This window comes from Ruegeria sp. CG3, assembly GCF_056537205.1.
Genome location: NZ_JBQFRC010000001.1, coordinates 72801 through 98132, shown reverse-complemented (window position 1 = coordinate 98132; position 25332 = coordinate 72801). Strand labels below are relative to the sequence as shown.

20 protein-coding genes and 1 tRNA gene are annotated in these 25332 nt (G+C 59.8%); 11 read left to right on the top strand and 10 right to left on the bottom strand.

Annotation, left to right across the window (positions count from 1 at the left end; translation table 11 throughout):
* Nucleotides 1-3 precede the first annotated feature (3 nt).
* On the bottom strand, nt 4-405 hold the full coding sequence (locus ACR0NB_RS00475; RefSeq protein WP_480774670.1) for a hypothetical protein: 402 nt from the start codon (nt 403-405) through the stop codon (nt 4-6).
* Between the two features lie 126 nt (nt 406-531).
* Between ACR0NB_RS00475 and ACR0NB_RS00470 the strand changes: the two genes are divergently transcribed.
* The 4 genes from ACR0NB_RS00470 (at nt 532) to ACR0NB_RS00455 (ending at nt 3592) form a co-directional block, all read left to right on the top strand.
* Entirely contained in the window at nt 532-1473 is a 942-nt protein-coding gene (locus tag ACR0NB_RS00470; protein ID WP_170458218.1) for an aldo/keto reductase, read from the top strand.
* Nucleotides 1470-2534 (top strand): NAD(P)/FAD-dependent oxidoreductase, encoded by a 1065-nt coding sequence (locus tag ACR0NB_RS00465; protein WP_480774669.1) that lies wholly within the window; start codon nt 1470-1472, stop codon nt 2532-2534. The genes ACR0NB_RS00470 and ACR0NB_RS00465 overlap by 4 nt, the downstream gene beginning before the upstream one ends.
* The gene (locus ACR0NB_RS00460; RefSeq protein ID WP_170358090.1) at nt 2534-3187 is read left to right on the top strand and encodes a DUF938 domain-containing protein; all 654 of its coding nucleotides are present in this window, start codon (nt 2534-2536) and stop codon (nt 3185-3187) included. Before ACR0NB_RS00465 ends, ACR0NB_RS00460 begins: the two co-directional genes overlap by 1 nt.
* A 69-nt stretch (nt 3188-3256) precedes the next feature.
* On the top strand, nt 3257-3592 hold the full coding sequence (locus tag ACR0NB_RS00455; RefSeq protein ID WP_170337780.1) for a carboxymuconolactone decarboxylase family protein: 336 nt from the start codon (nt 3257-3259) through the stop codon (nt 3590-3592).
* 40 nt (nt 3593-3632) lie between these two features.
* On the opposite strand, the gene ACR0NB_RS00450 is transcribed toward ACR0NB_RS00455, so the two are convergent.
* From ACR0NB_RS00450 to ACR0NB_RS00435, 4 genes are all read right to left on the bottom strand, one after another.
* Nucleotides 3633-6140 carry a GcvT family protein gene (locus ACR0NB_RS00450; protein ID WP_480774668.1) on the bottom strand — a complete coding sequence of 836 codons (2508 nt, stop codon included), beginning with the start codon at nt 6138-6140 and terminating at the stop codon, nt 3633-3635.
* Nucleotides 6141-6316: 176 nt separating this feature from the next.
* Complete coding sequence (locus tag ACR0NB_RS00445) at nt 6317-7714, bottom strand: FAD-binding oxidoreductase (RefSeq protein WP_480774667.1); 1398 nt, start codon at nt 7712-7714, stop codon at nt 6317-6319.
* Between the two features lie 89 nt (nt 7715-7803).
* The gene (gene ggt, locus ACR0NB_RS00440; RefSeq protein ID WP_480774666.1) at nt 7804-9597 is read right to left on the bottom strand and encodes a gamma-glutamyltransferase; all 1794 of its coding nucleotides are present in this window, start codon (nt 9595-9597) and stop codon (nt 7804-7806) included.
* Nucleotides 9598-9735: 138 nt separating this feature from the next.
* Nucleotides 9736-10722, bottom strand: coding sequence for a 2-hydroxyacid dehydrogenase (locus ACR0NB_RS00435; RefSeq protein WP_170337463.1), 987 nt, complete (start codon nt 10720-10722; stop codon nt 9736-9738).
* Nucleotides 10723-10913: 191 nt separating this feature from the next.
* On the opposite strand from ACR0NB_RS00435, the gene ACR0NB_RS00430 reads away from it, so the two are divergent.
* On the top strand, nt 10914-11378 hold the full coding sequence (locus ACR0NB_RS00430; RefSeq protein ID WP_244952386.1) for an SH3 domain-containing protein: 465 nt from the start codon (nt 10914-10916) through the stop codon (nt 11376-11378).
* 9 nt (nt 11379-11387) lie between these two features.
* On the opposite strand, the gene ACR0NB_RS00425 is transcribed toward ACR0NB_RS00430, so the two are convergent.
* Entirely contained in the window at nt 11388-12311 is a 924-nt protein-coding gene (locus ACR0NB_RS00425) for a haloalkane dehalogenase (protein WP_480774665.1), read from the bottom strand.
* A 74-nt stretch (nt 12312-12385) separates the two neighbouring features.
* Between ACR0NB_RS00425 and ACR0NB_RS00420 the strand changes: the two genes are divergently transcribed.
* The 3 genes from ACR0NB_RS00420 to ACR0NB_RS00410 all read left to right on the top strand — a co-directional run bounded on the left by ACR0NB_RS00420 (nt 12386) and on the right by ACR0NB_RS00410 (nt 15804).
* Nucleotides 12386-13375, top strand: coding sequence for an NADPH:quinone reductase (locus tag ACR0NB_RS00420; RefSeq protein ID WP_480774664.1), 990 nt, complete (start codon nt 12386-12388; stop codon nt 13373-13375).
* 90 nt (nt 13376-13465) lie between these two features.
* Nucleotides 13466-13540: transfer RNA gene (locus tag ACR0NB_RS00415), tRNA-Gln, on the top strand.
* Nucleotides 13541-13707: 167 nt separating this feature from the next.
* Complete coding sequence (locus ACR0NB_RS00410; RefSeq protein WP_480774663.1) at nt 13708-15804, top strand: DUF6538 domain-containing protein; 2097 nt, start codon at nt 13708-13710, stop codon at nt 15802-15804.
* A 118-nt stretch (nt 15805-15922) separates the two neighbouring features.
* Here the strand turns inward: ACR0NB_RS00410 and ACR0NB_RS00405 are convergent, their stop codons facing one another.
* The 4 genes from ACR0NB_RS00405 to ACR0NB_RS00390 all read right to left on the bottom strand — a co-directional run bounded on the left by ACR0NB_RS00405 (nt 15923) and on the right by ACR0NB_RS00390 (nt 19685).
* Nucleotides 15923-17683: a hypothetical protein gene (locus tag ACR0NB_RS00405; protein WP_480774662.1), complete on the bottom strand. Its 1761-nt coding sequence runs from the start codon at nt 17681-17683 to the stop codon at nt 15923-15925.
* Complete coding sequence (locus tag ACR0NB_RS00400; protein WP_480774661.1) at nt 17683-18015, bottom strand: plasmid mobilization protein; 333 nt, start codon at nt 18013-18015, stop codon at nt 17683-17685. Before ACR0NB_RS00400 ends, ACR0NB_RS00405 begins: the two co-directional genes overlap by 1 nt.
* A gap of 795 nt (nt 18016-18810) precedes the next feature.
* On the bottom strand, nt 18811-19491 hold the full coding sequence (locus ACR0NB_RS00395) for a helix-turn-helix domain-containing protein (protein WP_480774660.1): 681 nt from the start codon (nt 19489-19491) through the stop codon (nt 18811-18813).
* A gap of 8 nt (nt 19492-19499) precedes the next feature.
* Nucleotides 19500-19685: a hypothetical protein gene (locus ACR0NB_RS00390; protein ID WP_480774659.1), complete on the bottom strand. Its 186-nt coding sequence runs from the start codon at nt 19683-19685 to the stop codon at nt 19500-19502.
* Between the two features lie 457 nt (nt 19686-20142).
* On the opposite strand from ACR0NB_RS00390, the gene ACR0NB_RS00385 reads away from it, so the two are divergent.
* The 3 genes from ACR0NB_RS00385 to ACR0NB_RS00375 are packed head-to-tail and all read left to right on the top strand — an operon-like array spanning nt 20143 to nt 25329.
* A complete protein-coding gene (locus tag ACR0NB_RS00385; protein ID WP_480774658.1) occupies nt 20143-21654 on the top strand; it encodes an ATP-binding protein in 1512 nt (503 codons plus the stop codon).
* Nucleotides 21651-24389, top strand: a complete 2739-nt coding sequence (locus ACR0NB_RS00380; protein WP_480774657.1) for a Z1 domain-containing protein — start codon at nt 21651-21653, stop codon at nt 24387-24389. The genes ACR0NB_RS00385 and ACR0NB_RS00380 overlap by 4 nt, the downstream gene beginning before the upstream one ends.
* Nucleotides 24382-25329 carry a PD-(D/E)XK motif protein gene (locus tag ACR0NB_RS00375; protein WP_480774656.1) on the top strand — a complete coding sequence of 316 codons (948 nt, stop codon included), beginning with the start codon at nt 24382-24384 and terminating at the stop codon, nt 25327-25329. Before ACR0NB_RS00380 ends, ACR0NB_RS00375 begins: the two co-directional genes overlap by 8 nt.
* The last annotated feature ends 3 nt before the right edge of the window (nt 25330-25332 follow it).

Here is a 25332-nt window from a genome sequence, read left to right as displayed (position 1 = left end):
GCGTCAGTGCTCCTGCGGAGCGGTTGGCTCAGGGTCCAGCTCGGCGGGCGGAGGAGACGCCCCGGGTGCCAGCGACCGAATTGCATCTGCAATCGCGCGCAGGGGCGCTGCAAAGTCCGGAAACTGAAAACCCGCAACCAGGATGGCGGCAACCCAGAACAATCCGTTGTGCGTAAACAGGGCCAACAACGCCAGGATACCAACCAACTGAAACTGCGGGTGGTTGTTTTCATGGGCCATCTTCTCGGGGATCGAGTGCAACGTAAAATACGCGACACCGATCAGCAGGATCAGACCAACCGTGAAGATCACCATGAAATTGAAAAGAAAATCGCTGCCATCCGCCTGGGTCACATATGACGGAATGTGCCCTGTGGCCATTGGGTGTAGGTCTGCGCTGGACACCCTGCCCTCCTGCGTTTTTGGTTGTGAATGTTTGGAAGGGTTGATGCTCAAATTCAACCCTGATTAAAACTTGGGGCGACAATTGATCAAAGACCCCCGTTTGTCGGGCTCATTTCAGGCACTCTCATGACACTCAGGCTTTCCAATCCCGACGGCACTGACATTGGCCGTTTCACTTTTGGCACGATGCAGTTCGGGGGCCGCGCCGATGCCGAACAAAGCCGGGCCATGTTCGACGCCTGTCGCGCGGCCGGCATCACGCATTTCGATACGGCTTATGTCTATACCGACGGTGCGTCGGAAACGTTGCTGGGCCAGATGATCGCGTCTCAGCGCGAGCAACTGACGATCGCCACCAAAGCTGGCTATACAGGCGGCGCCGGCGCGGCCAACATCCGTGCGCAGTTCGACATGTCCCGCAAACGTCTGGATCAGGACATGGTCGACCTGCTGTACCTGCACCGGTTCGATCCGGACACCGATCTTGCCGAAACGTTGGAGTGTTTTGCCCAGCTCAAAGACGCGGGCAAGATCCGCTATGTCGGCTTGTCCAACTTTGCCGCCTGGCAAGTGATGAAAGCCGTGCGCGTCGCCGCGGATTTCGGCCTGACCATCGACGCGCTGCAACCGATGTACAACCTGGTCAAGCGACAGGCCGAGGTCGAGATCCTGCCGATGTGTGCGGATCAAGGTATCTCGGTTTTTGCCTACTCGCCGCTGGGTGGCGGATTGCTGACCGGAAAGTACTCCCATGGCGGTGCAGCCGGCCGGCTGTCCGAAGATGACCGATACGCCAGCCGCTATGGGGCTGAATGGATGGCCGAAACAGCTGCCGAGCTGGCCCGCTTGGGACATCAGGCTGGCGTGGATCCGGCGACGCTTGCCGTCGCTTGGGTTGCCGCCAGCCCGTTTGCCCCGTCGCCAATCATATCGGCCAGATCTGCCGAACAGCTGGCACCGTCGCTGGCTGCGCTGACGTTCGACCTTCCGGCCGAGCTCTATGCCCGCATCACGGCGCTCAGCCAGACACCGCCACCGGCGACGGACCGGCTGGAGGAGGTCCAGTGATTGATTATCTGATCATCGGCGGCGGCATTGCCGGCCTAAGCGCCGGCGCGCGTCTGTCCGAGCATGGATCGGTAACCGTACTCGAGGCCGAGGACGCGCTGGGCTATCACGCCTCGGGGCGATCGGCGGCATTGTTCGAAGAAGGTTATGGCCCACCTTCGGTCGTGGCTCTGAACAAGGCCAGCGCCGAGTTCTTTTTTTCGAACGAGTATCTGACCCCGCGCGGGTTGATGCTGGTGGCCAAAAGTGATCAGGCCGAGCAGTTCCGCAAAGACCTGAGCGAGCTGGGAATGACAGAAATCTCAGTCGCCGATGCGATGGTCCATGTTCCGGTCCTGAACCCGGAAACCGTCGCATACGCGGCGCTGAGTGAGGGCGCTTACGACATCGACACCGACCGCGTGCTGCAGGATTTCGCCCGCACCATTCGCGCCAACGCAGGATCGGTACTGACCCGCCAAAAAGTGGCGCGGATCCGCAAGGACGGCCATTGGCTGGTGGAGGCGGCCGAGGTCTTTCAAGCGCGCACCATCGTCAATGCCGCTGGTGCCTGGGCCGACGAGGTCGCAAGGATGGCCGGGATCGCACCGATCGGAATCACGCCGCGCCGCCGTTCCATGGCCCGGCTGCCGACACCCGGGGGCCATGATGTGAAAAATTGGCCGATGATGCTGGGCGCGGGTGAGACCTGGTACGCCAAACCGGATGCCGGCAAGCTGTTGGTGTCACCGTCCGAGGCCGACCCGGTCGAACCGCATGACGCCTATGCCGACGATATGGTGCTGGCCAAGGGCCTGGCCCGGTACGAAGAAATGGTGACCAGCCCGGTCACCCGTGTCGAGACCAATTGGGCCGGGCTGCGCAGCTTTGCCCCGGATGGCACGCTTGTTCTGGGTCCCGACCCGTCGGATGAAAGTTTTGTCTGGTCTGCCGGTCAGGGAGGGTACGGGTTTCAAACCGCCCCGGCCGCGTCGCGATTGGTTGCCGATCTTGCGCTGGGCCGCGCGCCCGAGTTGGATGCCGCGATGGTCTCCGCGCTGGCCGTGTCCCGGTTACGCTGATGGGCGGGCGGAAACTGCCTCCGACGGCAAGCGTCGCCTCTCAGGGTGACGGCGCGAAGATGATCGCTCCTGCGGCCAGCCGAAATACGGACGCCCTGTGCGCGTTGCTGGCCGAGATGCCCATCGCAACTGGAAACGCATTGGAACTGGCCAGCGGCACGGGCCAACACGTCGCCGCATTTGCCCGTATCTTTCCCGACCTCACTTGGCAGCCGAGCGAGATCGATCCCGCCCGCCGGGCCAGCATCGACGCCTATGGGGAGGACCTGCCAAACATCATTCCCGCCGTCGAGCTGGACGCAACCCTGCCCGGGTGGCACCACAACTTTGGCAACCAGAACCTTATCATTCTGATCAACCTCCTGCATCTGATCAGCTGGAAAGAAGCCCGGAATGTTCTGTCCGAGGCCGCATTGGCCCTTGGCCCCGGGGGGCGGTTCGTTCTCTACGGACCGTTCATGCGCCAGGGCAAGCTGATCAGCGACGGCGACCGACGCTTTCATGCCGACCTGACCCGGCGAGACCCCGAGATAGGCTACAAGGACGACAGCCAGATCAGCAACTATCTGGAAAGCACAGGGCTGCGAGTTGTCGGAGTGGTTCCTATGCCTGCGAACAATCTGGCTTTTGTCGCAGAAAAGCCCTCGATCTGATCAAGATCAAAGCCGTTCCGACGCCGCTGATACATATGCAAGATGCAATATGTAAAAGAGGCACAAGACATGACCTGGTCAGACAAGCTTGCTGAAACGCGCAGCGGATTGCGCAACCTGAACGGAGCCATACCAGATACCGCCCGCGCTTTCGGCGCGCTCGGGAAATCGGTCAAGGAAGGCGGAGCACTGGACTTCAAGACCAAGGAGTTCATCGCCTTGGGCATGTCCATCGCAGTACGGTGCGAACCCTGCATTTCGTTGCACACCGAAACACTGGTCAAGGCCGGCGCTTCGCGTGAGGAATTCTCGGACGTTCTGGCCATGGCGATCCAGATGGGTGGCGGTCCGTCGATGATGTACGCAGCCAAAGCGCTGGAGTGCTTCGACGAACTCAGCGCATAGCCAAAAAAAGGCCCCGGAGTTGTCCGGGGCCCCTGTCCGATCAACCGTCCTTGCGGATGGTCTCGTTCTTGGGGTCATAGGGACTGTCGCACGTCACGACCGCATCCCACAGCTGGTCCAGTATTTTGACCTTCAGTTTGGTACCTTCCACGGCCAGTTCGGGCTTTACATAGCCCATGCCGATGGATTTCTCGAAAGCCACCGAATACCCGCCCGAGGTCAGACGCCCCACGCGCTCACCTTCGGGCGTATACAGCGCCTCGCGGCCCCACGGGTCGGCATCCTCGGGCCCGTCGATCAGCAATGTGCAGCATTTCACCCGTACGCCGATTTCGATCAGCTTGTCCTTGCCGTGGAACTCCTTGTCCAAATCGACGAAACGCGGCAGGTCGGCCTCGAGCGGGGTGGCGTCACGGCCCAGTTCGGTGCCGAAGGCGCGATAGGATTTCTCCTGACGCAGCCAGTTCTGGGCGCGGGCACCGACCAGCTTCATGCCGTGCTTCTCGCCGGCCGTCTCCAGAAGGTCGAACAAGTAGTTCTGCATCTCAATCGGATGATGCAGTTCCCAGCCCAGCTCGCCGGTATAGGCCACGCGGATCGCGTTGACCGGGCACATGCCCAGTTCGATCTGACGTGCCGACAGCCACGGGAAGCGCTTGTTCGACAGGGCGGTTTCCGGCTCGGCGTCCTTGATGACCTCTTTCAGCACATCGCGCGATTTCGGCCCGGCGATGGCGAAAACGCCCCACTGGGTGGTCACGTCCTGGATCTCGATGTAGCCGAACTCGTCCATCTTGTCCTCGGCCGCCTTGCGCAGGAAGTCGGCGTCATACTCGGTCCAGGCACCGGCCGAGACGAGGTAGTACTCGTTCTCTTTCAGGCGAACGATCGTGTACTCGGTACGCGTGGTGCCATGCGCCGTAAGCGCATAGGTCAGGTTGATGCGGCCGACCTTGGGCAGCTTGTTGCAGGTGAACCAGTCGAGGAACTGCGTGGCGCCGGGGCCCTTGACGACATGCTTGGTGAAGGCTGACGCGTCGATCAGGCCGACACCGTTGCGGATCGCATTGGCTTCTTCGACGGCATACTGCCACCATCCACCACGGCGGAAACTGCGGCTTTCCTTGTCGAAGTTGTCGGAGGCATCGACCGGGCCAAAATAGTTGGGGCGTTCCCAACCGTTAACCCACCCAAACTGCGCGCCACGGGCTTTCTGACGATCATAAGCCGGAACGGTGCGCAGCGGACGGCAGGCCTCGCGCTCTTCGTCCGGGTGGTGCAGAATGTAGACGTGCTCGTAGCACTCTTCATTCTTGCGCGCGGCGAATTCGGTGGTCATCCAGTTGGACGAATAGCGTTTGGGGTCCAGCGAAGCCATGTCGATCTCGGCTTCGCCATCGACCATCATCTGCGCCAGATAATAGCCGGTGCCGCCGGCGGCGGTGATGCCAAAGCTGAACCCTTCGGCCAGCCACATATTTCGCAGGCCCGGCGCCGGGCCGACCAGCGGGTTGCCATCAGGCGTATAGCAGATGGGACCGTTGAAATCGTCCTTCAGGCCGGACTCGGCACAGGACGGGACACGCTCGGCCATGGCCATGTACTGATCGGCGATCCGGTCCAGATCCAGAGGGAACAGGTCAGCGCGGAAACTGTCGGGCACACCGTATTCGAAGCGTGCCGGGGCACCGTGCTCGTAGATGCCGAGGATCCAGCCGCCGCGCTCCTCACGTGCGTAGGATTCGTTGTCGGCGTCGCGCACGACCGGGTGTTCCGGATTGCCGGCTTCACGCCATTTCACCAGTTCCGGATCCTTGTCCATGACAATGAAGGTATGCTCGACCGGGATCGCGGGCATCTTGATGCCCAGCAGCTTGGCGGTACGCTGGGCATGGTTTCCCGAAGCGGTCACCACGTGCTCGGCGGTGATGACCACCTGCTCGTCGCTGGGGACAAGGTTGCCGCCCTTTTCGACCATCTTGGTGCAGGTGACTTCCCAATGGGTTCCGTTCCAATGGAACGCATCGGCCTGCATCTTGCGCACGATCTCGACACCGCGCTGGCGGGCACCCTTGGCCATCGCCTGGGTCACGTCGGCCGGATTGATGTAACCGTCCTCGGTATGGTAAAGCGCGCCCTTCAGATCCGAGGTTTCGATCAGCGGCCAGCGCTCCTTGATCTGCTCGGGCGTCAACCATTCATATTTGACGTCGCAGGTCTCCGCAGTCGAGGCATAGAGCATGAACTCATCCATGCGGTCCTGCGTCTGCGCCATGCGCAGGTTTCCGACCACCGCGAACCCCGCATTCAGGCCGGTTTCCTCTTCCAGCGTCTTGTAGAAATCCACCGAGTATTTGTGGATATGGGTTGTCGCATAGGACATGTTGAACAGCGGAAGCAGACCCGCAGCGTGCCAGGTCGAGCCCGAGGTCAACTCGTCCCTCTCGATCAGCATGACATCATCCCAGCCCGCCTTGGCCAGGTGATAGGCTATCGAGGTCCCAACGGCGCCACCGCCAACGACCAGTGCTTTGACTTGGGTTTTCATACGCCCGCTCTCCGGATTGAGTCTGTTTGGCAAGGTTTATGCCGAACGAGACCAATCAGCGCCAAGTCCATCCGACGCAAAACGGTGCAAAACCGACCTGCCGTACACGTTGGGACGCGAATCCGCGAACAGGCATACACCAACAGCCGATGGTTGCGTGCGCCTTCCCGGCCTGGTCAGACGATCTTGCCGGGGTTCATGATGTTGTCAGGATCCAGTGCGGCCTTGATCGCCGCCATGTACCGGGTCGCATCCCCAAGTTCCCGTACCAGATACGGTTTCTTGCCCTGCCCGATTCCATGCTCACCCGTGCAGGTCCCGTCCATCGAGATCGCCAGATCGTTGAGCCATCCGACAAACTGACTGGCCCGCGCCGCTTCGTCGGCATTGTCCATGTCGATCAGCACCAGCGTGTGGAAGTTTCCGTCACCGACATGACCGACGACCGGGGCCAGCAGGTCCAACTCGGCTGCCTTGTCCTGAGCCATGGTGACGCATTCGGCCAAGCGCGAGATCGGGACGCAGACATCCGTCGAGATTCCGCGCGCTCCGGGCCGAAGCTGGAGGGACGCCCAATACATGTCGTGCCGCGCCTGCCAGAGCTTGGACCTTTCTTCGGTGCTGGCCGTAGCAACAAAGCCCGTGCCGCCAAAATCCTCGGCGATTTCGCCAAAGGTTTCGGCCTGCTCCGCTGCGCCGGCCTCCGAGCCATGAAACTCGAGAAGAAGCAACGGCGTTTCCGGCAGCTTCAGCCCGGAATACGCGTTGGCCGCCTTGACCGACATCGCGTCCAGCAGTTCGATCCGGGCAACCGGAACACCGAATTGTATGGTCGTCATCACGGCCTGACAGGCCGCATCAACCGTCGGGAAAGAACACCGGGCCGAGGTAATCGCCTCGGGGATGCCGTGCAGTTTCAAAGTCAGCTCCGTGATGATGCCCAGCGTGCCCTCGGCACCGACAAGCAAGCGGGTGAGATCGTAGCCGGCCGAAGATTTTTTGGCCCGGTGACCGGTACGGATGATTTTGCCATCAGGCATAACCGCCTCGAGGCTCAGGACATTGTCCTTCATCGTTCCATAGCGAACCGCATTGGTACCCGACGCCCGGGTCGCCGCCATCCCGCCCAATGAGGCATTGGCACCGGGATCGATCGGAAAGAACAGGCCCTTGTCGCGCAGATGGGTATTCAAGTCCTCGCGGGTGACCCCAGGCTGCACGACGCAATCCAGATCACCTTCGTTCACGGCCAAGACCCGGTTCATCTGGCCAAGATCGATGCAAACGCCGCCGGCCGGCGCGTTCACGTGGCCTTCCAGCGACGTTCCGGTGCCGAAAGGGATCACGGGAACCTTGTGCGCCGCACAGGTCTTGACGATGTCCGAGACCTCTTCGGTCGAATTGGGAAAGACCACCGCGTCCGGGCTTTGGTTTTCAATCCAGGTCGTGGTGTGCCCGTGCTGCTCGCGGACCGAAGCGCCGGTCTGCAACCGGTCCCCGAACCGCTGTTTCAGAATGCTGATGGCGGTGTCGATCCCCGCCGCATTGCGGAACAATGCTGTCGCTTCAACCATGGCAACCCTCCCTTGGCGCAGTGGCGCAGGCCCAGACAATGACTAGAAGGCCCACGCCACAGGAGCAATACCCATACGCTCCGACGTGATCACTCGCCCAGTGCGATCCCTTCTCGACGGGGATCGGCTCCGCCGTGCAGACCGTCGCGGATTTCGATGGCATGAAGGCCCGAGGTCAGATCCCGCGCGTTCACTTCAAAGCCCAGCTCGCCCAACATGTCCGCAAAGACTTCGGCGCTTGTGCCGACCTCGACATCATAGGTCCCGAAACGGTTCACCAGATGAGGAAGGGCGACCGCCTGCTGGACGTCCATACCCCAGTCCGCCCAGGCAATGATAGACTTTGCGACATAACCGATGATCCGGCTGCCACCCGGAGACCCGATCGCCAGAATCGGAAACCCGTCCTGCATGACAATCGTCGGACTCATTGAGGAACGGGGGCGTTTGCCCGGTTCGATCCGGTTGGCAATCGGAACCCCGTCCCTGTGGGTCCGGAAGGAAAAGTCGGTCAGTTCGTTGTTCAGCAGAAAGCCGTTGGTCATCAGACGCGAACCAAAACCGTTCTCGATTGTCGTGGTCATCGAAAGCACGTTTCCATAGGCGTCCACGATCGAAATATGGGACGTCGACGGCAGTTCGATCGAAGCATCGTCGGCCCAGTTCAGCGCGTGGTCAAACTCAGGATTTCCCGGCGCAACCTCGGTTAATGCCCCAGCGTCATTCAGCAACGCGGCACGCTCGGCCAGATAAGGCGGATCGATCAGGCCCTGCGTCGGCATCGGAATGAAATCACTGTCGGCCATGTAGCGACCGCGATCCGCGAAGGCCAGGCGCGAGGCATCGCCGATCAGCCGCCACGCTTCGGCGCTTTCGGGACCCATCGCCGCCAAATCGTAGTTGTCGAGCATACCAAGGATCTGTCCAACCGTCAGTGCGCCCGAGGACGGCGGACCCATCCCGCAGACCTCATAGCTGCGATAGGTGGCACAGATCGGCTCGCGCTCGATCACTTGATACAAAGCCAGATCAACTCCGGACAGAACCCCCGGGTTACCCGGAGCGTTTCGGACAGTCCGCACGATGTCCGCCGCGATCTCTCCTCCATAAAAGCCCGCAGACCCTTCGGATGCCAGAACGCGCAGAGTCTCGGCATAGTCTGGGTTGGTGAGGCGCTGACCCTGCGCCAGCGGCTCGCCGTCCGGCAGGAAGTAGTTGGCCGTGTCAGGGAAGCGTGCCAGACGTTCAGCGTCGGCCTGAATCAAGCCCGCCAGCCGCGGCGAAACGACAAACCCTTCGTCGGCCAGTCGGATACCATCCTCGAACAGACCGGGCCAGGGGCTGCGGCCCCAGCGCCGATGGGCTTCCTCCAACAATGCAGGCGTGCCGGGTGTCCCGACCGAAAGCCCACCAACAACCGCGTCGAAAAATTTGAGCGGCTCGCCGTTTTTGTCCTGAAACAGGGTCGGGCTTGCCTCTCTCGGCGCGGTTTCTCGCCCATCCAAGGTGGTCAGGCGTCCGCTGGCCGCGTCGTACCAGACCAGAAAGGCACCCCCACCCAAACCCGAGGACTGCGGTTCGACCAGGCCCAAGACAACCTGAACGGCGACCATTGCATCCGCTGCCGTTCCACCGGCAGCCAGAATCTTGGCACCCGCCTCGACGGCCAGCGGGTTGGCCGCCGCAACCATCCAGGTTTTAGCTTTGACGGGCACACCGTCGGCCTTGGCCTTCAGCGCGGCGATCACCTCGTCGGTCAAGGCCTGAACCTGGCCGTCGGATGCACCCTCGGGCGCGACCTCATCGGCGGTTTGCTGGGCAAACACTGGGCTCGCCAGGGTCAGCGCGCAGGCCACAACAGTAGGGAACCAATTGGAGCACATAATAAACCTCCTTATCCAAATACTGATTCTGACAGTGCACGGCACCGTACTGCCCCGCAACCATGTGCGGGGACGACCGCCAAAGACGGCAAAGCTCTGCCTTGCAAACAGCAGGAGCCCATATGCCTTGGCGTTTTCTTACAACATCGCGGGAACGACCTGATCAGGCGGCCGATGCCCGTCTTCAAACGTCTTGATATTGATGATGACCTTTTCGCCCATCTCGATGCGCCCCTCGAGCGTCGCCGACCCCATATGCGGCAGCAGCACGACATTCGGCAGCTGCCGAAGTCGAGGGTTCACGTCGGTGCCGTGCTCGTAGACGTCCAGCCCGGCCCCGGCGATCTCGCCCGCCCGGATCATCCGGGTCAACGCGTTTTCGTCCAACACCTCGCCCCGCGACGTGTTCACGATGACCGCCGTCGGCTTCATCAGCTTAAGACGTCGCGCGTTCATCAGATGAAATGACGACGGCGTTGATGGGCAGTTGATCGAGATCACGTCCATACGCGCCACCATCTGATCGAGGCTTTCCCAATAGGTCGCCTCAAGATCCTGTTCTATTTCGGGACGCAATCGGCGACGGTTGTGGTAGTGGACCTGCATTCCGAAGGCCCGGGCGCGGCGCGCGACGGCCTGTCCGATCCGCCCCATACCCAGAATGCCCAGACGCCGGCCTCCTATCCGCCCGCCAAGGAATGCCGTCGGCGCCCAGCCGGTCCAGTCCCCCTTTTGCATAACCGACAGACCCTCGGGAATCCGGCGGGTTACGGCAAGGATCAGCGCCATCGTCATGTCGGCGGTATCGTCGGTCAGAACACCCGGCGTGTTCGAGACCAGGATGCCGCGCTGACGGGCCGTCGCGACATCGATATGGTCGACACCGGCGCCATAATTCGCAATCAGCCTCAGCCGCTCTCCGGCTTGGCCCAAAACACCAGCGTCGATCGTGTCCGTGATCGTCGGAACCAGCACATCGGCCTGTTTGACCGCCTCGACCAACTCGTCGCGCGTCATCGGTGTGTCGGTGTCCCGCAAACGGACGTCGAACAACTCGCTCAGACGTGTCTCGACCACTTCGGGCAACCGTCGCGTTACAACAACACTCAGACGTTCTCTTGGCACTTCAGCCCTCCTACCGCTTTGCATTCCGATGCGCGTCATGGCATCGTGGCGCAGGATCAGTCGGGGCACAAGAACCCCATGGGCATCGCTCCAACCTTTTTTGAAACACGGCAGACAGGCAAATCAGCGGGCAGGCAGTGAGTGCTTTCTTGAGGGCGAAACGCCCAGTTCTGGCATTTCTAACAACGCTTCTGTTCCTGACAGGCGCAATCGCGCACGCTCAGGAAAAACGTGGGCAGGTGACGAATCTGCCTTTGCCGCGCTACGTGTCGATGAAGGCGGCCGAGGCGAACGTTCGCCGCGGCCCTTCGCTGACTCATCGTGTCGACTGGGTGTTCAAGCGACGCGGCATGCCACTACAGGTGACGGCCGAATACGGCAACTGGCGCAAGGTTCAGGATCGCGACGGGGCCGGCGGATGGGTCCACTACGCACTGTTGTCAGGTGTCCGCACGGTTCTGATTGAATCGGACATGCTGCCGGTCTATGCCAGCCCCGACCCCAAATCCCCGGTCAACGCTCATTTCGAAACAGGCGTCGTGGCCCGCTTGGGCACCTGCACGGTGGATTGGTGCCGCATTTCGGCCGGTGGCTATCGCGGCTGGACCCTCAAAAGCAATCTTTGGGGCGTGGAGCCCGACGAAATCCGAGAATGAGACCGCTGCTCAGGCCGTCTCGCGGATGAAGGCCAGAACCGTTTCCGCAAGTTCCAGAGGCACGTCCTCCTGAAGGAAGTGACCGGCTTTCGGCAGCACAACATGGTTCTGTCCCGCCGCACCGGGACAAAGTTTCTGAAAAACCCCATCCACCCCGGCCATAATCCTGTCCTCAGCACCAAAAGCCGTCAGGACAGGGGTTTGCAGACCGCGGATAACGTTCCAAGCCTGTCGGTTCGGTTCAGACTCGGGGTCGTCGGGGCGGTCAGGCACCAGCATCGGAAATTGTCGCGCCCCCGCCTTGTAACGATCGTCAGGGAACGGCGCGTCATAGGAAGCGACCTCGGCCTCGGTCAGCTTTGAAACCGTTCCGCCGTAGACGATGCGGCCGGCGCGGAAATCCGGCACCTCCTGGCTGAACTGTCGCCAGGCGGCAAACGCCTCGCCCAAGGGCTGGTCCCCGGTTGGCAAGGCCGTGTTGGCAACAACGACCCGGGCGAACCTGTCTGGCATCTCGGCCCACAGGCGCAACCCGATCAATCCGCCCCAGTCCTGACAGACCAGGGTGATGTCCCGCAGATCGAGTTGACGCAGAACCTCACCCATCCAGAAGACATGCCGTGCATAGGTATAGTCGTCGCGGTCGACGGGTTTGTCGGATCTGCCGAAACCCACAAGGTCCGGAGCGATGACCCGGTGACCCGCGGCAGCGACTGGCGGGATCATGTGACGGTACAGATAAGACCAACTGGGCTCGCCGTGCATCATCAGTACTGGAGCTGCCGCGCGCGGCCCCTCGTCCAGATAGTGGACCCGCAACGCGCCGCCTTCAGTATCATCCACCTCAAGGTAGTTGGGTGCGAAATCATAGTCGGGCAGATTTTGGAACCGTTCGTCCGGTGTGCGCAACGCCTTCATCGTCTGATCTCCCATGGTTTTTTGACAGGCTAGCATTCCTGGCCCGCGACGATAGGGTGAACGTCACGACGCGACAAACCGGAGCCGCCATGAAAGCCGTCACCTACCAGACATTTGGACCCGCCGCCGATGTTCTGTCCATTCAAGAACTACCGGACACACCCCCGGGCCCGGGCGAAGTGACCGTTGCACTGGCCTATTCCGGAGTGAACCCTTCGGACGTGAAGGCACGTGCGGGGGCACGGCCCGGGATCACCAAGCCGCCTTTCCCGGTGATTGTGCCGCACAGCGACGGATCAGGTGTCATCTCGGCTGTCGGGCCTGGGGTTCCGGACTCGCGGGTGGGTCAAAGGGTCTGGATCTGGAACGGCCAGTGGGGTCGTGCGTTCGGGACGGCCGCAACCCAAATCACCCTGCCCTCGGAACAGGCTGTTCACATGCCCGACACGGTCGCGCTGCAAACCGGTGCCGTCCTCGGCATTCCCGGCCTGACCGCCAGCCACACCGTGTTTTCCGGAGGCCCGGTATCGGGTAAAACCCTGCTTGTTCACGGCGGTGCAGGAACGGTCGGATTCCTTGCCGTCCAGTTGGCCAAATGGGGCGGAGCAAAGGTGCTGGCTACAGCCAGTCCACGCAACTTCGAACGTGTGACAAAGGCCGGAGCTGATGCGGTGCTGGATTACACGGCGACCGATTTGCCCGCACAGATCCTGGACGCCAATCAAGGGCTTCCGGTCGATCGCATCGTCGATGTGGAGTTTGGCCAAAACGTCGAAACCAACGTTGCAGTTATCGCCGAAAGCGGCAGAATCAATGCGTATGGCTCGGCGCAAAATATGACGCCGACGCTTCCGTTCTACCCGCTCATGTTCAAATCGGTGACGTTGGAAATGGTTTTGGTGTATTTGCTGCCGGCCGATCTGCGCGACGAGGCCATCGCGAACCTCCACCACGCGCTGACCGACGGCGCGCTGAACTGCCCGATCCAAAAGGTCTATTCGATGGAAGACTGCGCCGCCGCACACCGCGCGGTCGAGGCCGGAAACCGAACCGGAGCGGTGCTGTTGGAGACCAAATAGATCGCCCGCAAAAAAAATTCACGGGTCTCGATTTTTTGCGGGAAAGCACTTGAACACCGTCACCAACAATCGTAGATAGCCGCTCACCGTTGGGGTGTAGCCAAGTGGTAAGGCAGCGGTTTTTGGTACCGTGTATCGTAGGTTCGAATCCTACCACCCCAGCCATCTTCTCGGAAAAATCGTTTAAAAGCAGGCATCTGAACCAATTCGCTCAGTTGGACTGAGGGCTTGGTTACACAGCTGGTTACACACGAGGTTGCACAGCCTCCTGCAAACCGGCCCGATGACGGATCTGACGGCGTTCTTGGCAGTGACCGAGAATCGAGGTCACGATGCACAGCACTCTTTACCTGACGCGACGCCCCGGGATTTATTTCTTTCGCCGGCGGGTTCCCAAGTTATCCACATGTTTGCCGCCGGTAATGGTGTCATTGGGGACGACGGATCGAAACTCGGCGCATAGATCCTGTGTGCAACTGACCGCACACATGGATCGAATGCTCGAGAACAAAGCACATCTCACGCTGCCAGAAGTCGATGTTCCTGCTTTCTTCAAGGCCGAACTCCGCGCCTATCTGGACGAGTTGCGAAATGCGCGGATGATCGAGCGAATGGATGGATCCCTGACGGCGGAACGCGCGCGCCACCATCGCCTCGAAGCGTTTGTTCTTCGCAGTCTTGTCGAGGACGGGCTGCGTGAGGAGATGCCGACGGAACGACTGCTACAGCTTCCGGTCGAAGAACGTGCGATTGCAGCGCGTATCCAAGCAACCAAGTTCAAGGAATTCATTTCACCGGCGTTCAATCAGAGCGTTCAAGAACGCGCGGCTCAATTGAAGCGCCCCGAACATCTTTCACAGCACGAAAAGCTGCGCCTTCGCTGGGCCGCAGTGGAAGCCCGCATGGCAGCGTATGACGCCGTGCAAACCAAGCCACTTCATTCCAGCGCGGCCGCCCGCAGCGCAGCTGCAGCTATGCTGCAGTCTTTGGTCGATGGAACCGACAGGCCCACTCACCCGACACCGGCCGAAGATGCCCTTGGCAACAGCGGCACGACCCAATCCACGGAGGAGCCATCGGTTGTGCCTGGCACGTCGGGCTCGCGCCAAGCGGAACCACGCCAACTAGCGGCCCCCGTGCTCACGCCCGGCGTTTCGTTGATCAAAGGTCGCATCACGGCAGATTCGATTGCGCAACAACGCGATCAGGCGCTCCAGCAACAGGAGGAAGCGCTGTTTTCGGGCGAAGCCAAAGACGCGAGGGTCGAACGTGTCTACGGGAATGACCTGTTCGGTGTCGCAGTTCGGATGACACGAAAAAAGAAGTGCAATGCTGAGACCAAGAACCAGCACCTCAAATCCGTCACGCTATTCGTTTACATCACTGGGATTCAGCTGGTGACCGATATCCGGCCCCATCACCTGGAAATCTTTGCCAACGCAATGGCGAAAATGATGCCGAAACACTATTGGAAATCTCCACGCCAGCGGGCTTTGACCTTCAAAGAACTTCTTGACGACGCCAAGACCATTCCCGACGACAAGATCGGGCTCGAGGCCGGAACCATCGAGCGACACCTCACGACGATCAAATCGGTCGTAGAGCATGCCGAATACGAAGGAACCCCGGTATTCGGAACACCAAAGGTCGCAAACCTGGTTCCGGAGGACGATCGAACCGACGCGGAAAAGACCGCAGTCTTCACTGTTCCCGACGTCCGGCGGCTCTTTGCCCACCCACTTTGGACAGGGTGCAAGAATTTCCGGGACCGGCACAAACCTGGGACCAAGCTGTTCAAGGATCATCATTACTGGATCAATTTGCTGCTCGCACATAGCGGAGCACGTCGTGCTGAGATCGCAGGTCTCTTGGTCACCGATGTCCTTGAAGAAGATGGAATTCCTTACATCTACATTCGCGCCAACCACCTGCGCGGTCTCAAGAACAAGCACAGCAAACGTCGGATCCCGAATCATCCGGAATTGATCGAATTGGGCTTTCTGGAGTTCGTTGCGACAATCAAATCGAAACAGCAATTTGTTTTGTTTCCGGCGGCGGTTCCAGCAAAAATCCGTGATGCATGCCTCGATCCGCATGCACCGCCGCCACCTTACGATCCGAAGTTCGGTGACAATCTCGATCATGTTATGCGCGAGTGTCTTTCACGCAGCCTTGACGGCAACCCCTTGAGATACAGCACCAAGAGCCTGCGCCACTACGTCAATGACACCTTGATCAACGCCCGCGGCAAAGACGGCCTGACCTTGCTTGTCAGCGACATTGATCGCCGCGATCTTCTCGGACACAAGCAGATCGACGTGAACACTGGTACCTATCGCCGGGAAGAAAAGCCCCTGGGGCCGCTCTACGCGGCTGTGCAACTCTTGCCAAGGATCATCTCCGGCATCAACCTTGGAGACGCGATATAGAGAGGCGGCAACGGTCCTGAACGCTGTCCTGGTGGTGCCTCGCGCGCTGAAGACCTGATCCTCGCAGATTTGCCTCCCGGAAAGCAAATCGGGCAAGACGAAAAGGCTGCGAAAACGCTCACAGACTTGGCTGATCCGTACTGACTTGAGCAGTCGCCTCTCCGGAGCGGATGGGAATATACTCCGCTAAAGCGTCAACCAGCGCGCCGACCCTCTCCGGATCACCGACGCCTCTCACGGTTCCATCCGGACAAAATTGGATCATGACATCGGCGATGCGGATTTGCAGCCTGCGCTCCTGATCCATTGCCAGTGCAGCTAGCTTCCCGGGAAAAACTCCCCGGGCAGCACGCACGATCAGGCCGATCAGTCGTCCTCGTGAAAGGCCGGATGTCCCAAGGTCCGACAGATCCACTCGACAGCTGACAGCATCTGCTGCTGGTTCTTCTCCACGTTTTCCAGCCGGGTGCTCATGGCCTCGAAAGCGGAAAGCCCCGGACGAATCGCCTCCAGGTTTTCGGTCTGCCGCTCCATCGCGACCCTGATCCGCCCGATCTCGGAAAGAAGTTCGTTGATCCGCGCCGAACTCTGAGCGTCCGCGCCGCGGCCGAGAACCTGGCGGAGCAGATCGCACAGTTCTTCCATCAGGGCCTCCATCGAGGCGGGTTTGGTCGTATTCGGCATTCAGTTTCTCCAATCTATTTGCCAGTGAGTTGAAGGGGGCCACGGGGACGGCCGACAAGTACTGCAGGATTCGAGCTTCGGCCATCATGACGCCGAGCGCCTTGGCCATGGCCGAGAGGTAGACCTGAAGCTTCACCCGCAGGGGCATCCCCGGCGAGGGCACAGCACTGCTTGGGCCTGCGAAATCAGGATGGCAGGGCGGAATCCTGACCTCGGGCGCTTCCAGCCGCGACGCCCAGTCCGGCTGAGGTTCGCTCCATGTTCCCTGTGAGAACCGTTTCGAATTCTGTTGCGCCCGCCGCGTCCAGTAACGCCGCAACCTCTCCAACGCCTCGGTGGGATCCGGCGCGATATCGCCGTGGCTCAGGGGGCGCCGGCCACGCACAAGCAGAGGATGAGGATCATCGGGGTGGACCAGCCTCATCGAGAACCTGTTCCGGTGCTCGATGCGGAATCCAAGGTCCGCCACGATCTCCGGAAACGGCTTGCCGTATGGGTTCGAAGCATCCGCGGCATGGTGTGCCGCGATGACCCTCGCAGCCTGCAGCAAGAAAGGCTTCGGGTCCTTCGCAGGATCGAAGGTCGTTCCATGCCGCTCAGCGGCGGCAAGACGCTTCTCAACCCAGTCAGGCCCCCGGAGCTCTTGAGCGGCGGTCCCGTCATTCGGGCTGCGCCAGCCGAAACTGAAATTCAGCACATCGCGCAGTGCATCCCACAGAAACCCGCTGCCCCGCTTCGGGGGATGCGGGTTGAAACTGCGGACTGAACCTTCAGCAGTCCTGATAAATCTCGGAATGGCGACGTTGATCTCCAACCGGTCAAGATGCGTATGAGTTCCGACGAGGACCGGCGGCCGGGATGGTTCCGGAATTCCTGCAAAGGCGACCTCGAGGAACAGATCGATCGCGGCGGACACCTGTCTCCTGGCGGCTTCATTACCTTCATTGAAATCGTGGACGTCGATGTCTTCGCAATGAAACGAAAGCGTCGTCACCCGGTATTTCCTCTTGAAGCGAAGCGCAAAGACAGCGCTCTGAAACACCGCGGGATGGCCGACCGGAAGTTCCGGCACGGGTACGCGCCTTTCAACGACTTCCGCTGACCCGACAGGCTTTCGAACTTCCGGATCCAGCAGATATGAGGCTGGCTGGCGCAGACTTTCACTGGACTGGTGTTTCGACCAACCGATCAACATCAGCCGTCCTCCCCGGTGAAACCAACGGGCGCAAACATCAGGATCATACTTTCGATCCGATGCAGCTCCAGGAGGATCAAGGCGTAGTCGGGCGCGTCCGAAGGCGGCAATTCAGCGATGGATTGGATATGGCCCAAGACCAGGTTCAGGACCCAGATGCTGTCGAGTATTTTCTCAGGTGAGACGGCTGCGCGGCGACCAAGGGCGGCTTCACGCATGAAGTCTGAACGGGTCTGACCCGAGGCTTTTGCCTTTGCATCAAGCAGGTCCCGTTCTTCTGGCGTCACATTCACCTTCAACCGCACGTCGCGTTTGTCCGGCTTCTCGCACATGCTGCTTCCTCTGCTCAAAATCTGGGCCCACTTGAGGGGCCTTGACCGTTCGTTCAACTCAGCAGCTATGTGAATAAAAACCGATCAACAGAGGCTGCCGGAAGACAGATGTGGAAAACCTGTCTGCAGTGGTGCGATTACAGAATATGCAGTGTCAGAGACACCGTCGAACCGCGCCTTCCAGATATTGTTGAGCCTCTCAAACCCAACCGCGCACCGCAGCCGTTCATCAGTGGAAGGGCGCCCATCCACCTGGAAGCCGAACTGGAAGCAGTGATATCTCGGAACACTGTGAGAGGTTGATCAGCGCAGCACTGCCTCATCCAACTGCAGTTGCCCTTGGTGCAACTTGTCGTCAGGCAGCTTGGTGACGAATTGATCCGGCCCTCGTAGCAGCACCATCCTCGACATACCAGTTGGCCATTCTCCAAGTAATTGGGGCCACAATCTGAAACGAAACAGCGTGCATTCTAGCGGCGGATACTGTGCCGGGAGTGGTTACGAGGATCGACCTGCCCAACACGACAGCATGGCGGAAATAAGTGCCGCCAAGCGTCGAGCCAGGCTCGCGGCTTGGCGGCTGTCCCACCCCTTGCCCCTTGGGGAGGAGCCTGCCATCGCGGGTTAGGCTTTGGCTCGGGTCGTCCCGTTCGGTCCAAAACGGTTCGTGCGCGACGCGAAAGCAAAAGGCTCGACCGCGTGGCGTGCAGTACTGCTTACGAACCTGACGCACCTTTTCAGTTGTTCGGCGGTGCCGGAATGCCCGGTCGGGCTGTCTGGTTGTGGACTGCCAGACTATTCCGGCACCTTGAATTCCACAATACCTTTCAACTTGAACCCGTGGTTCAAAAGAGCTTCTGCCACAAGAAATGGAAGCTGGAACAGTCCAGGAAAATCATTGACTTGTTCGCTCCTTCCGAGCCCGTACATCCAACTCCACAGTTCGTCGATGTTGCATGCCTTAATCGCCTCCTCATGCGTTCCGCTCAAGAACCACGATGCATGCCGATCCGTCATCGTGGGAACTTGGTAGCGCAGACCCGGACCAGGGACAGGTGCACAGGTGTTCTCGACCGCAACAGCAAAGTCTTCATCTTTTTGATGATGGACGGAGATGCGCAGTGCGGAGATGTTTCCGTGACTATTCCTTTGGCGATCACATCTCGCGCGGAACTTCTCTCTCAGGATCAACTTCCCTTCGACACGCGCAAACTGCTTGAATTCGCCGGGATTGCCTCTTGTCTGATAGAGTTTGAAGGGAACACGGCGGAGTTTGTCACCATATAGTTTGACCAACTCCCTTACCTGATCACGGGTCGCCAATCGCTCGCCCGACTTCCATTTGCTCACCTGTGACTGCTGAGTTCGGCACATGTCTGCAATTGCTTTCTGGGTCATTCCAGCATTCAAAGCGATATTCACAAGTTCTTTGGTTTGAGGAAACTTGTCTTTTTTTGAATTTGGTTTCTTAGTCATTGTACTTTCTAGGTTTGCCGGGGCCGGAAAGCGGCCCCGGCAATGTGAATCACGGCTTTTTTTGAACCCGCAAGTTTGTTGTTCGGGTTCAGCTGCTTGCCGCGATTTCCCTGCGCTGTGGCATGGGTCTTGTTCTGCCCCGTGGTGCCTTTGTTCGGGTTCTTGATGTCGGCGTTGTGGTTCGGCTTCTTCATATCCGCTTCCTTTTTTCTGAGTTGCAGTCCTTCAACAGATAAATGTCAAATTGCATGGGTAATACGGGCTCATGTGGAATAGTTGGGAATATCGCGGAATACTCTTCATTTGCCTGCAGCGATCCGAGGATCACGTGGTCAGCGGAGACATCCACCCACGCCCCAACTTGAAAGCTTCTTGATCTCAACCTGCACGGAATATAGCGCCAGATCGCAAGGAAATGGCGAACATTCAAACCTCAGGCAGGTAGTTTCACATACGTGCATCACCATCTTCTCAATCGAAGGCAGCTGAACGCGCGGTCGCCGGGCGAGCTTTGCGACAGCGGTGACCCGATCCGACGTTAGGAGAGAAACCGAAATGACCTCTTCACCTTCCGCGGGAACTGGTGTCAATTCGGTACACAAAGAAAGACCGCAGATTTCAAACGATAAAGACAGACAGCGAGAAGAAGCCGTGCAATCAGTCCAAGGCAAATTGCAAATCAAAGGGAAAAGGCAGGCGGATGCCACACCACATGCCGCATCGCTGATCGAAGGCATGCGGGATTTCGGATATACCTTGGAAACGGCCATGGCCGACATCATCGACAATTCAATCACCGCCGGAGCCGGGCGGGTCGAAATTCTGGCCGAAACGACGACTGACGAGCCTTGGATCGCGATCGTCGATGATGGGTCCGGCATGACCGAGGCGGAACTCATCGAAGCCATGCGGCCGGGCTCGAAAAACCCGCTGGCCGAGCGCGAAGGTCACGATCTTGGTCGCTTTGGGCTGGGGTTGAAAAGCGCGAGCTTTTCGCAGTGCCGCCGGCTTACCGTGATTTCCCGCAGGGACGGACGTACGTCGGGGGCTACTTGGGATCTGGACAAGGTCGCGAAAACGAATGTCTGGAACGTTGATCTGGAGGATGAACTTCACGGTATTCCTGCAGTGGACAGGCTGCCCGAAACCGGAACCATAGTCCTCTGGCGAAAGCTGGACCGGCTCTCGACGAATTTCCGGCACGACACGGCCAAACGGTCCGCCGAAATCAACAAGGCGCTGTCAGGCGCGGAGCGGCACCTGCGCCTTTGCTTCCACCGCTACATGGAGGGAAGCCGACCCAAGTTGAGGCTCCTGCTGAACGGTCGGCTTCTTGCGCCGATCGACCCTTTTGCCACGACCCACAAGGCAACGCAGGTCGACCCGGAAGAAGTACTACCTTTGGTCAGGGGCGAGGTCGTTACCCAATGCTATACCCTGCCGCATCACAAGATGATGTCGAGGACCGAATGGGAGGAGTTGGGCGGGCCAGAGGGGCATCTGCGGTCGCAGGGGTTCTACATCTACCGGGAAAAGCGCCTGATCATCGCAGGCAGCTGGTTGGGCTTGGCCCGGCAGACGGAATTGACAAAACTGTCACGCGTCAGGGTCGACATTCCCAACACGATGGACGCGGACTGGAAGATCGACGTGCGCAAGGCGTCAGCCCAGATGCCGCCCATGGTCCGGGAGCGCCTCCGCAGGATTGTCGAAAGGCTCCAAGGAACTTCCAAGCGGACGTATCAACGTCGCGGTCGCAAGCTGGTGTCAGAAGAAAACCTGCCGCTGTGGAACCGCATCCAGAAGGACGGCAGGATCGTGTACCGACCAAACGTCGAGCACCCGTCGATCCAAGGCTTTGCGGATCTTTTGCCCGAAGAGTTCCGACACGGATTCCGGGCCTGCATCACACTTCTAGGGTCAGGCCTGCCTGTCGCCGCGCTGCATGCCGACATGCTTGGAGGTGCCGAAAGCGTCGAGTCGGACAAATCGGATTTCGCCGAACTGGCCGAAATGGCCGAGACCGCCATTCGGGAGCTCCTGAAGATCGGCATTACAGGTTCTGACATCCTCAAGACCCTATGTTCCACCGAGCCATTCGTGAATCACAAGGATTCCGTCCGGCAACTGGTTGAAGAAATCGAGCAAGGAGAAAATTCGTGAGCGCGCAACTCAAGCATCTGGATGACGTCGTTTCCCAGTCTCTGGCGCATGAGCGCAAGAGCGGCGACGATCTTCGAAGCTTCATCAAGACAATGAACGCCGCTCTCAACGTGAACGCCGCCCCCGAGGCGTTGGAACAGCTTGCCCGCGACATCGAAGAACGGTTCGGCATCACCATGGGACTTGGCGCGACCGTCGACGACGAGAGTTTTCGCCCTTGGTTGGACGAGGCCAAGGCCAGCATCGATCCGTACTACTGGGACCGCTACAAGAAGCTGTTGCACAAAAACGGTCTTCCGCAGGACGTCATCACCGGTCTGGACCAGATCACCGACCGAATCCTCGGTCGTTTGGGCAACCCGGGACTGGCCGAAAAGTGGGATCGCCGGGGCATGGTGGTTGGTCACGTCCAGAGCGGCAAGACGGCTAACTACACCGGGCTCATCTGCAAGGCTGCCGACGCAGGGTATCGACTTATCGTCGTCATCGCCGGGATCCACAACAACCTGCGCAACCAGACCCAGGAGCGGATTGACGAGGGCTTCATCGGCCGCGACACGGGGCGCCTTGCAACCCAAGGCAAGAAGGGAAACCGGGCCATCGGTGTCGGGCTTTTCGACGACCGCAAGGTTCCGGTTAGCCTCACCAACACCTTATTCGACTTCAAGAAGGACACCGCGTCCACCAATACCAGCCAGATCGACTCCTACAAGGTTCCCGTGGTGCTTGTGATCAAGAAGAACCACAATACGTTGAGGAACCTGCTGGACTGGCTGCGCGAGAACAGCGCCCGTGGTGACGACCAGATGATCGACCAGCCCATGCTGCTGATCGACGACGAGGCCGACAACGCTTCGATCAACACCAATTACTCCAAGGAAGAGATCACGAAGATCAACGGTCAGATCCGCGATCTTCTGAACATGTTCCACCGCAGCTGCTATGTCGGGTACACTGCAACGCCCTTCGCCAACATCTTCGTAGATCCCGATCAGTACGACGACGTGCTGAAGGAAGACCTGTTTCCCAAACACTTCATCGTCGGGCTGGACGCCCCGTCGAACTACTTCGGAGCGAAGAAGATCTTCATCGACGGCATCCCGGACGAAGGCGATCCCGTCTGGCTGCGCACCATCCGCGACAACGAAGACATCCTGCCGATCAAGCACAAGATCGACCAGACGGTGGATGAACTGCCTGAAAGCCTCAAGGAAGCGGTTCGGGCATTTCTGATCGCTCGCACCATCAGGAACCTGCGCGGTCAAGCAGCTTCTCATTGTTCGATGCTCGTCAACGCCAGCCGATTCACCGACGTTCAGGGCAGGTTGCGGAATCGTCTGCACGAGTACTTGGCTGCGATTCTCGACTCCCTGCGGATCAACGGATCGCGTGGCATGGACGGACTACGCGACCCTCAGATCGCCGCCCTTCAGAAAACCTGGCAAAGGGAATACGCGGAAGCCGAACCGGATTGGAGCCGGATCCAGGGCGCCATGCTGGACGCCGTGGCATCGGCCAAAGTCGTCGAGGTCAACAGCCGCTCCAATGGGCTGGACTATTCGGGTGAATCTTCCGTTGGTCAGACCGTGATCGCAGTCGGGGGGTTCTCTCTGTCTCGGGGGCTTACGCTCGAAGGTCTGACTGTCACTTGGTTCCTGCGCAACACCATGATGTACGACACCCTGATGCAGATGGGCCGTTGGTTCGGCTATCGCGGCGGGTACGAGGATCTGTGTCGGATCTGGATGCCTTCAGAGGCGATTGACTGGTACGCCCACATCGCCGAGGCCAGTGAGGAGCTGCATCTGGAACTCAAGAAGATGGAAAAGGCCAAGGCCTCGCCTGCCGATTTCGGTCTCGCCGTGCGCAGTCATCCCGCGTCTCTACTGGTGACTGCGCGCAACAAGATGGGATCGGGCCAGAAGCATGTCCTCATCGGGTTGTCCAACGCATGGGTGGAGACAGCCAAGATCAGTGCCAAGCCAGCAGATATTTCAGCCAACGAAGACGCCGCCCGAAATCTTCTGGAGGATCTTGCCGGCGCAGGCTTCCGCCAGTCGTCAGCCGAAAAGGTGACCGGTGGTTTCCTTCTTCGAGAAGTCTCAGTGAATCTGATCGATGAATTCCTGCTGGGGTGGCGCAACCACGAACAGGCGTTCCTGACACAGACCGCGCCCATTCGGACCTACATCGGTGAGCGAAGGCATGACGAGTTGGAGAAATGGGACGTGTTGGTCACCAGCGTTTCCAACGACGCAGAGCCTTTCGAGCTTGCCGGATGGTCGGTGGGGCCACAGGAGCGCAGCGTCGGCTACAAGGATCTGGCCGACCAACTTCTTTCTATGAGCGGCAAGCGAGCACGTATCGCGTCGCGCGGCGTGGAAAAGATCGGTGTCGACCCGGTGAAGGCGAAACAGGCGGAAGAGGAATACCTCCAGAGCTTGAAGGAGGACGGAAAGCCTGAATCCCGCCGGCCCTCATTCCCGGACAGAATATACAGACAGGTCCGCGACAAGCCGCTGTTCGTGCTCCATGTCGTCAAGGTCCGGCCGCCGAAGGAAAGCGATCTCCCACACTTGGACCGGATCCCGGATCGGCCCGTCATCGGCTGGAGCATCAGCTTCCCCCAATCCGCCAAGCCGAGTGATCGCGTGGAGTACATCATCAATACCCAGAAGTTCCGGGAGATCTATGGGTCGGACGAAGAGGATGACGGAGCCTTCGAAGATGATTGAGACACCATGGAACGGACTGCCTCCCAGCGGGGCGCGGCGCGTCAACAGCAAGGGCCGTCATGATTTCTTTTGGGTGCGCATGCCTGACAACGCGCCCGCTCTGCTTCTGCGGATGTCAGATGACATGTCCGAGGTGCGCCCTCTGCCCAAGCTGAAGCATATCGGGGTATTCTACCGGGTCGTCGATGGCCGGAACTCCTATTGCATCACCTTGCAGGAAAAGGCCCACATCGACCTGTTCGAGACGTTGTGCCGGGACGTCGTGGCCGCGGCCGAACAGGCGACCGAGCCCCAGCACGCCCTGTCGCGCGCAGTCGGTCGAACACTGCGCTGGCATCACCTGCTGCGCAGCGGCGGCAGGCGTGGTCTTTCCCTTGAAGAACAGCGTGGCCTGGTTGCCGAGCTCGCCTTCCTCAGAGAGCTGGTTCAGCACATCGGACCGCTAAAGGCCGTGGATGCCTGGAAGGGCCCCGAGGACAGTGCCAAGGATTTCGAACTTCCGGGACTGTATTTCGAGATCAAGGCACGGCGCAGCGCCGCCCACCCCAAGGTGCGCATTTCATCCGAAGCGCAATTGTCGGACATCGAAGGCGCGAGGTTCTGCCTGAGGGTGCAGGAGGTCGACACCCTGCTGGGAGACGAGGGCCAAAACCTGGCCGATCACGTCCGCTGCACGGCCGAGTTGTTCGATGCGGACATTGGCGCACTGGATCTTTGGGAGCAGAGGCTCGCGGCGACCGGATATCAGGACGAAACCGTCGAGGAAGACCGCCGCTGGCATCTGGGTGCGGTGCGGACATTCGAAGTCGGAGAAGGTTTCCCCAGGTTGGTGCCACCTCTGCCGCCGGGCGTCGATGAGGTCAGCTATGCGATCCGTCTGGATGCCTGCGCAACCTTTGAGCGGTCAGAAGACCTGAACGAGATATTGCGGAGTTGTTGACGA

What these genes read in the sequence shown, in the direction of transcription:
- ACR0NB_RS00470 (WP_170458218.1), top strand. Translation starts at nt 532, where the DNA reads ATGACACTCAGGCTTTCCAATCCCGACGGCACTGACATTGGCCGTTTC.
- ACR0NB_RS00460 (WP_170358090.1), top strand. Translation starts at nt 2,534, where the DNA reads ATGGGCGGGCGGAAACTGCCTCCGACGGCAAGCGTCGCCTCTCAGGGT.
- ACR0NB_RS00455 (WP_170337780.1), top strand. Translation starts at nt 3,257, where the DNA reads ATGACCTGGTCAGACAAGCTTGCTGAAACGCGCAGCGGATTGCGCAAC.
- ACR0NB_RS00450 (WP_480774668.1), bottom strand. Translation starts at nt 6,140, where the DNA reads ATGAAAACCCAAGTCAAAGCACTGGTCGTTGGCGGTGGCGCCGTTGGG.
- ACR0NB_RS00445 (WP_480774667.1), bottom strand. Translation starts at nt 7,714, where the DNA reads ATGGTTGAAGCGACAGCATTGTTCCGCAATGCGGCGGGGATCGACACC.
- ggt (WP_480774666.1), bottom strand. Translation starts at nt 9,597, where the DNA reads ATGTGCTCCAATTGGTTCCCTACTGTTGTGGCCTGCGCGCTGACCCTG.
- ACR0NB_RS00425 (WP_480774665.1), bottom strand. Translation starts at nt 12,311, where the DNA reads ATGGGAGATCAGACGATGAAGGCGTTGCGCACACCGGACGAACGGTTC.
- ACR0NB_RS00420 (WP_480774664.1), top strand. Translation starts at nt 12,386, where the DNA reads ATGAAAGCCGTCACCTACCAGACATTTGGACCCGCCGCCGATGTTCTG.
- ACR0NB_RS00410 (WP_480774663.1), top strand. Translation starts at nt 13,708, where the DNA reads ATGCACAGCACTCTTTACCTGACGCGACGCCCCGGGATTTATTTCTTT.
- ACR0NB_RS00405 (WP_480774662.1), bottom strand. Translation starts at nt 17,683, where the DNA reads ATGTTGATCGGTTGGTCGAAACACCAGTCCAGTGAAAGTCTGCGCCAG.
- ACR0NB_RS00400 (WP_480774661.1), bottom strand. Translation starts at nt 18,015, where the DNA reads ATGTGCGAGAAGCCGGACAAACGCGACGTGCGGTTGAAGGTGAATGTG.
- ACR0NB_RS00395 (WP_480774660.1), bottom strand. Translation starts at nt 19,491, where the DNA reads ATGACTAAGAAACCAAATTCAAAAAAAGACAAGTTTCCTCAAACCAAA.
- ACR0NB_RS00390 (WP_480774659.1), bottom strand. Translation starts at nt 19,685, where the DNA reads ATGAAGAAGCCGAACCACAACGCCGACATCAAGAACCCGAACAAAGGC.
- ACR0NB_RS00375 (WP_480774656.1), top strand. Translation starts at nt 24,382, where the DNA reads ATGATTGAGACACCATGGAACGGACTGCCTCCCAGCGGGGCGCGGCGC.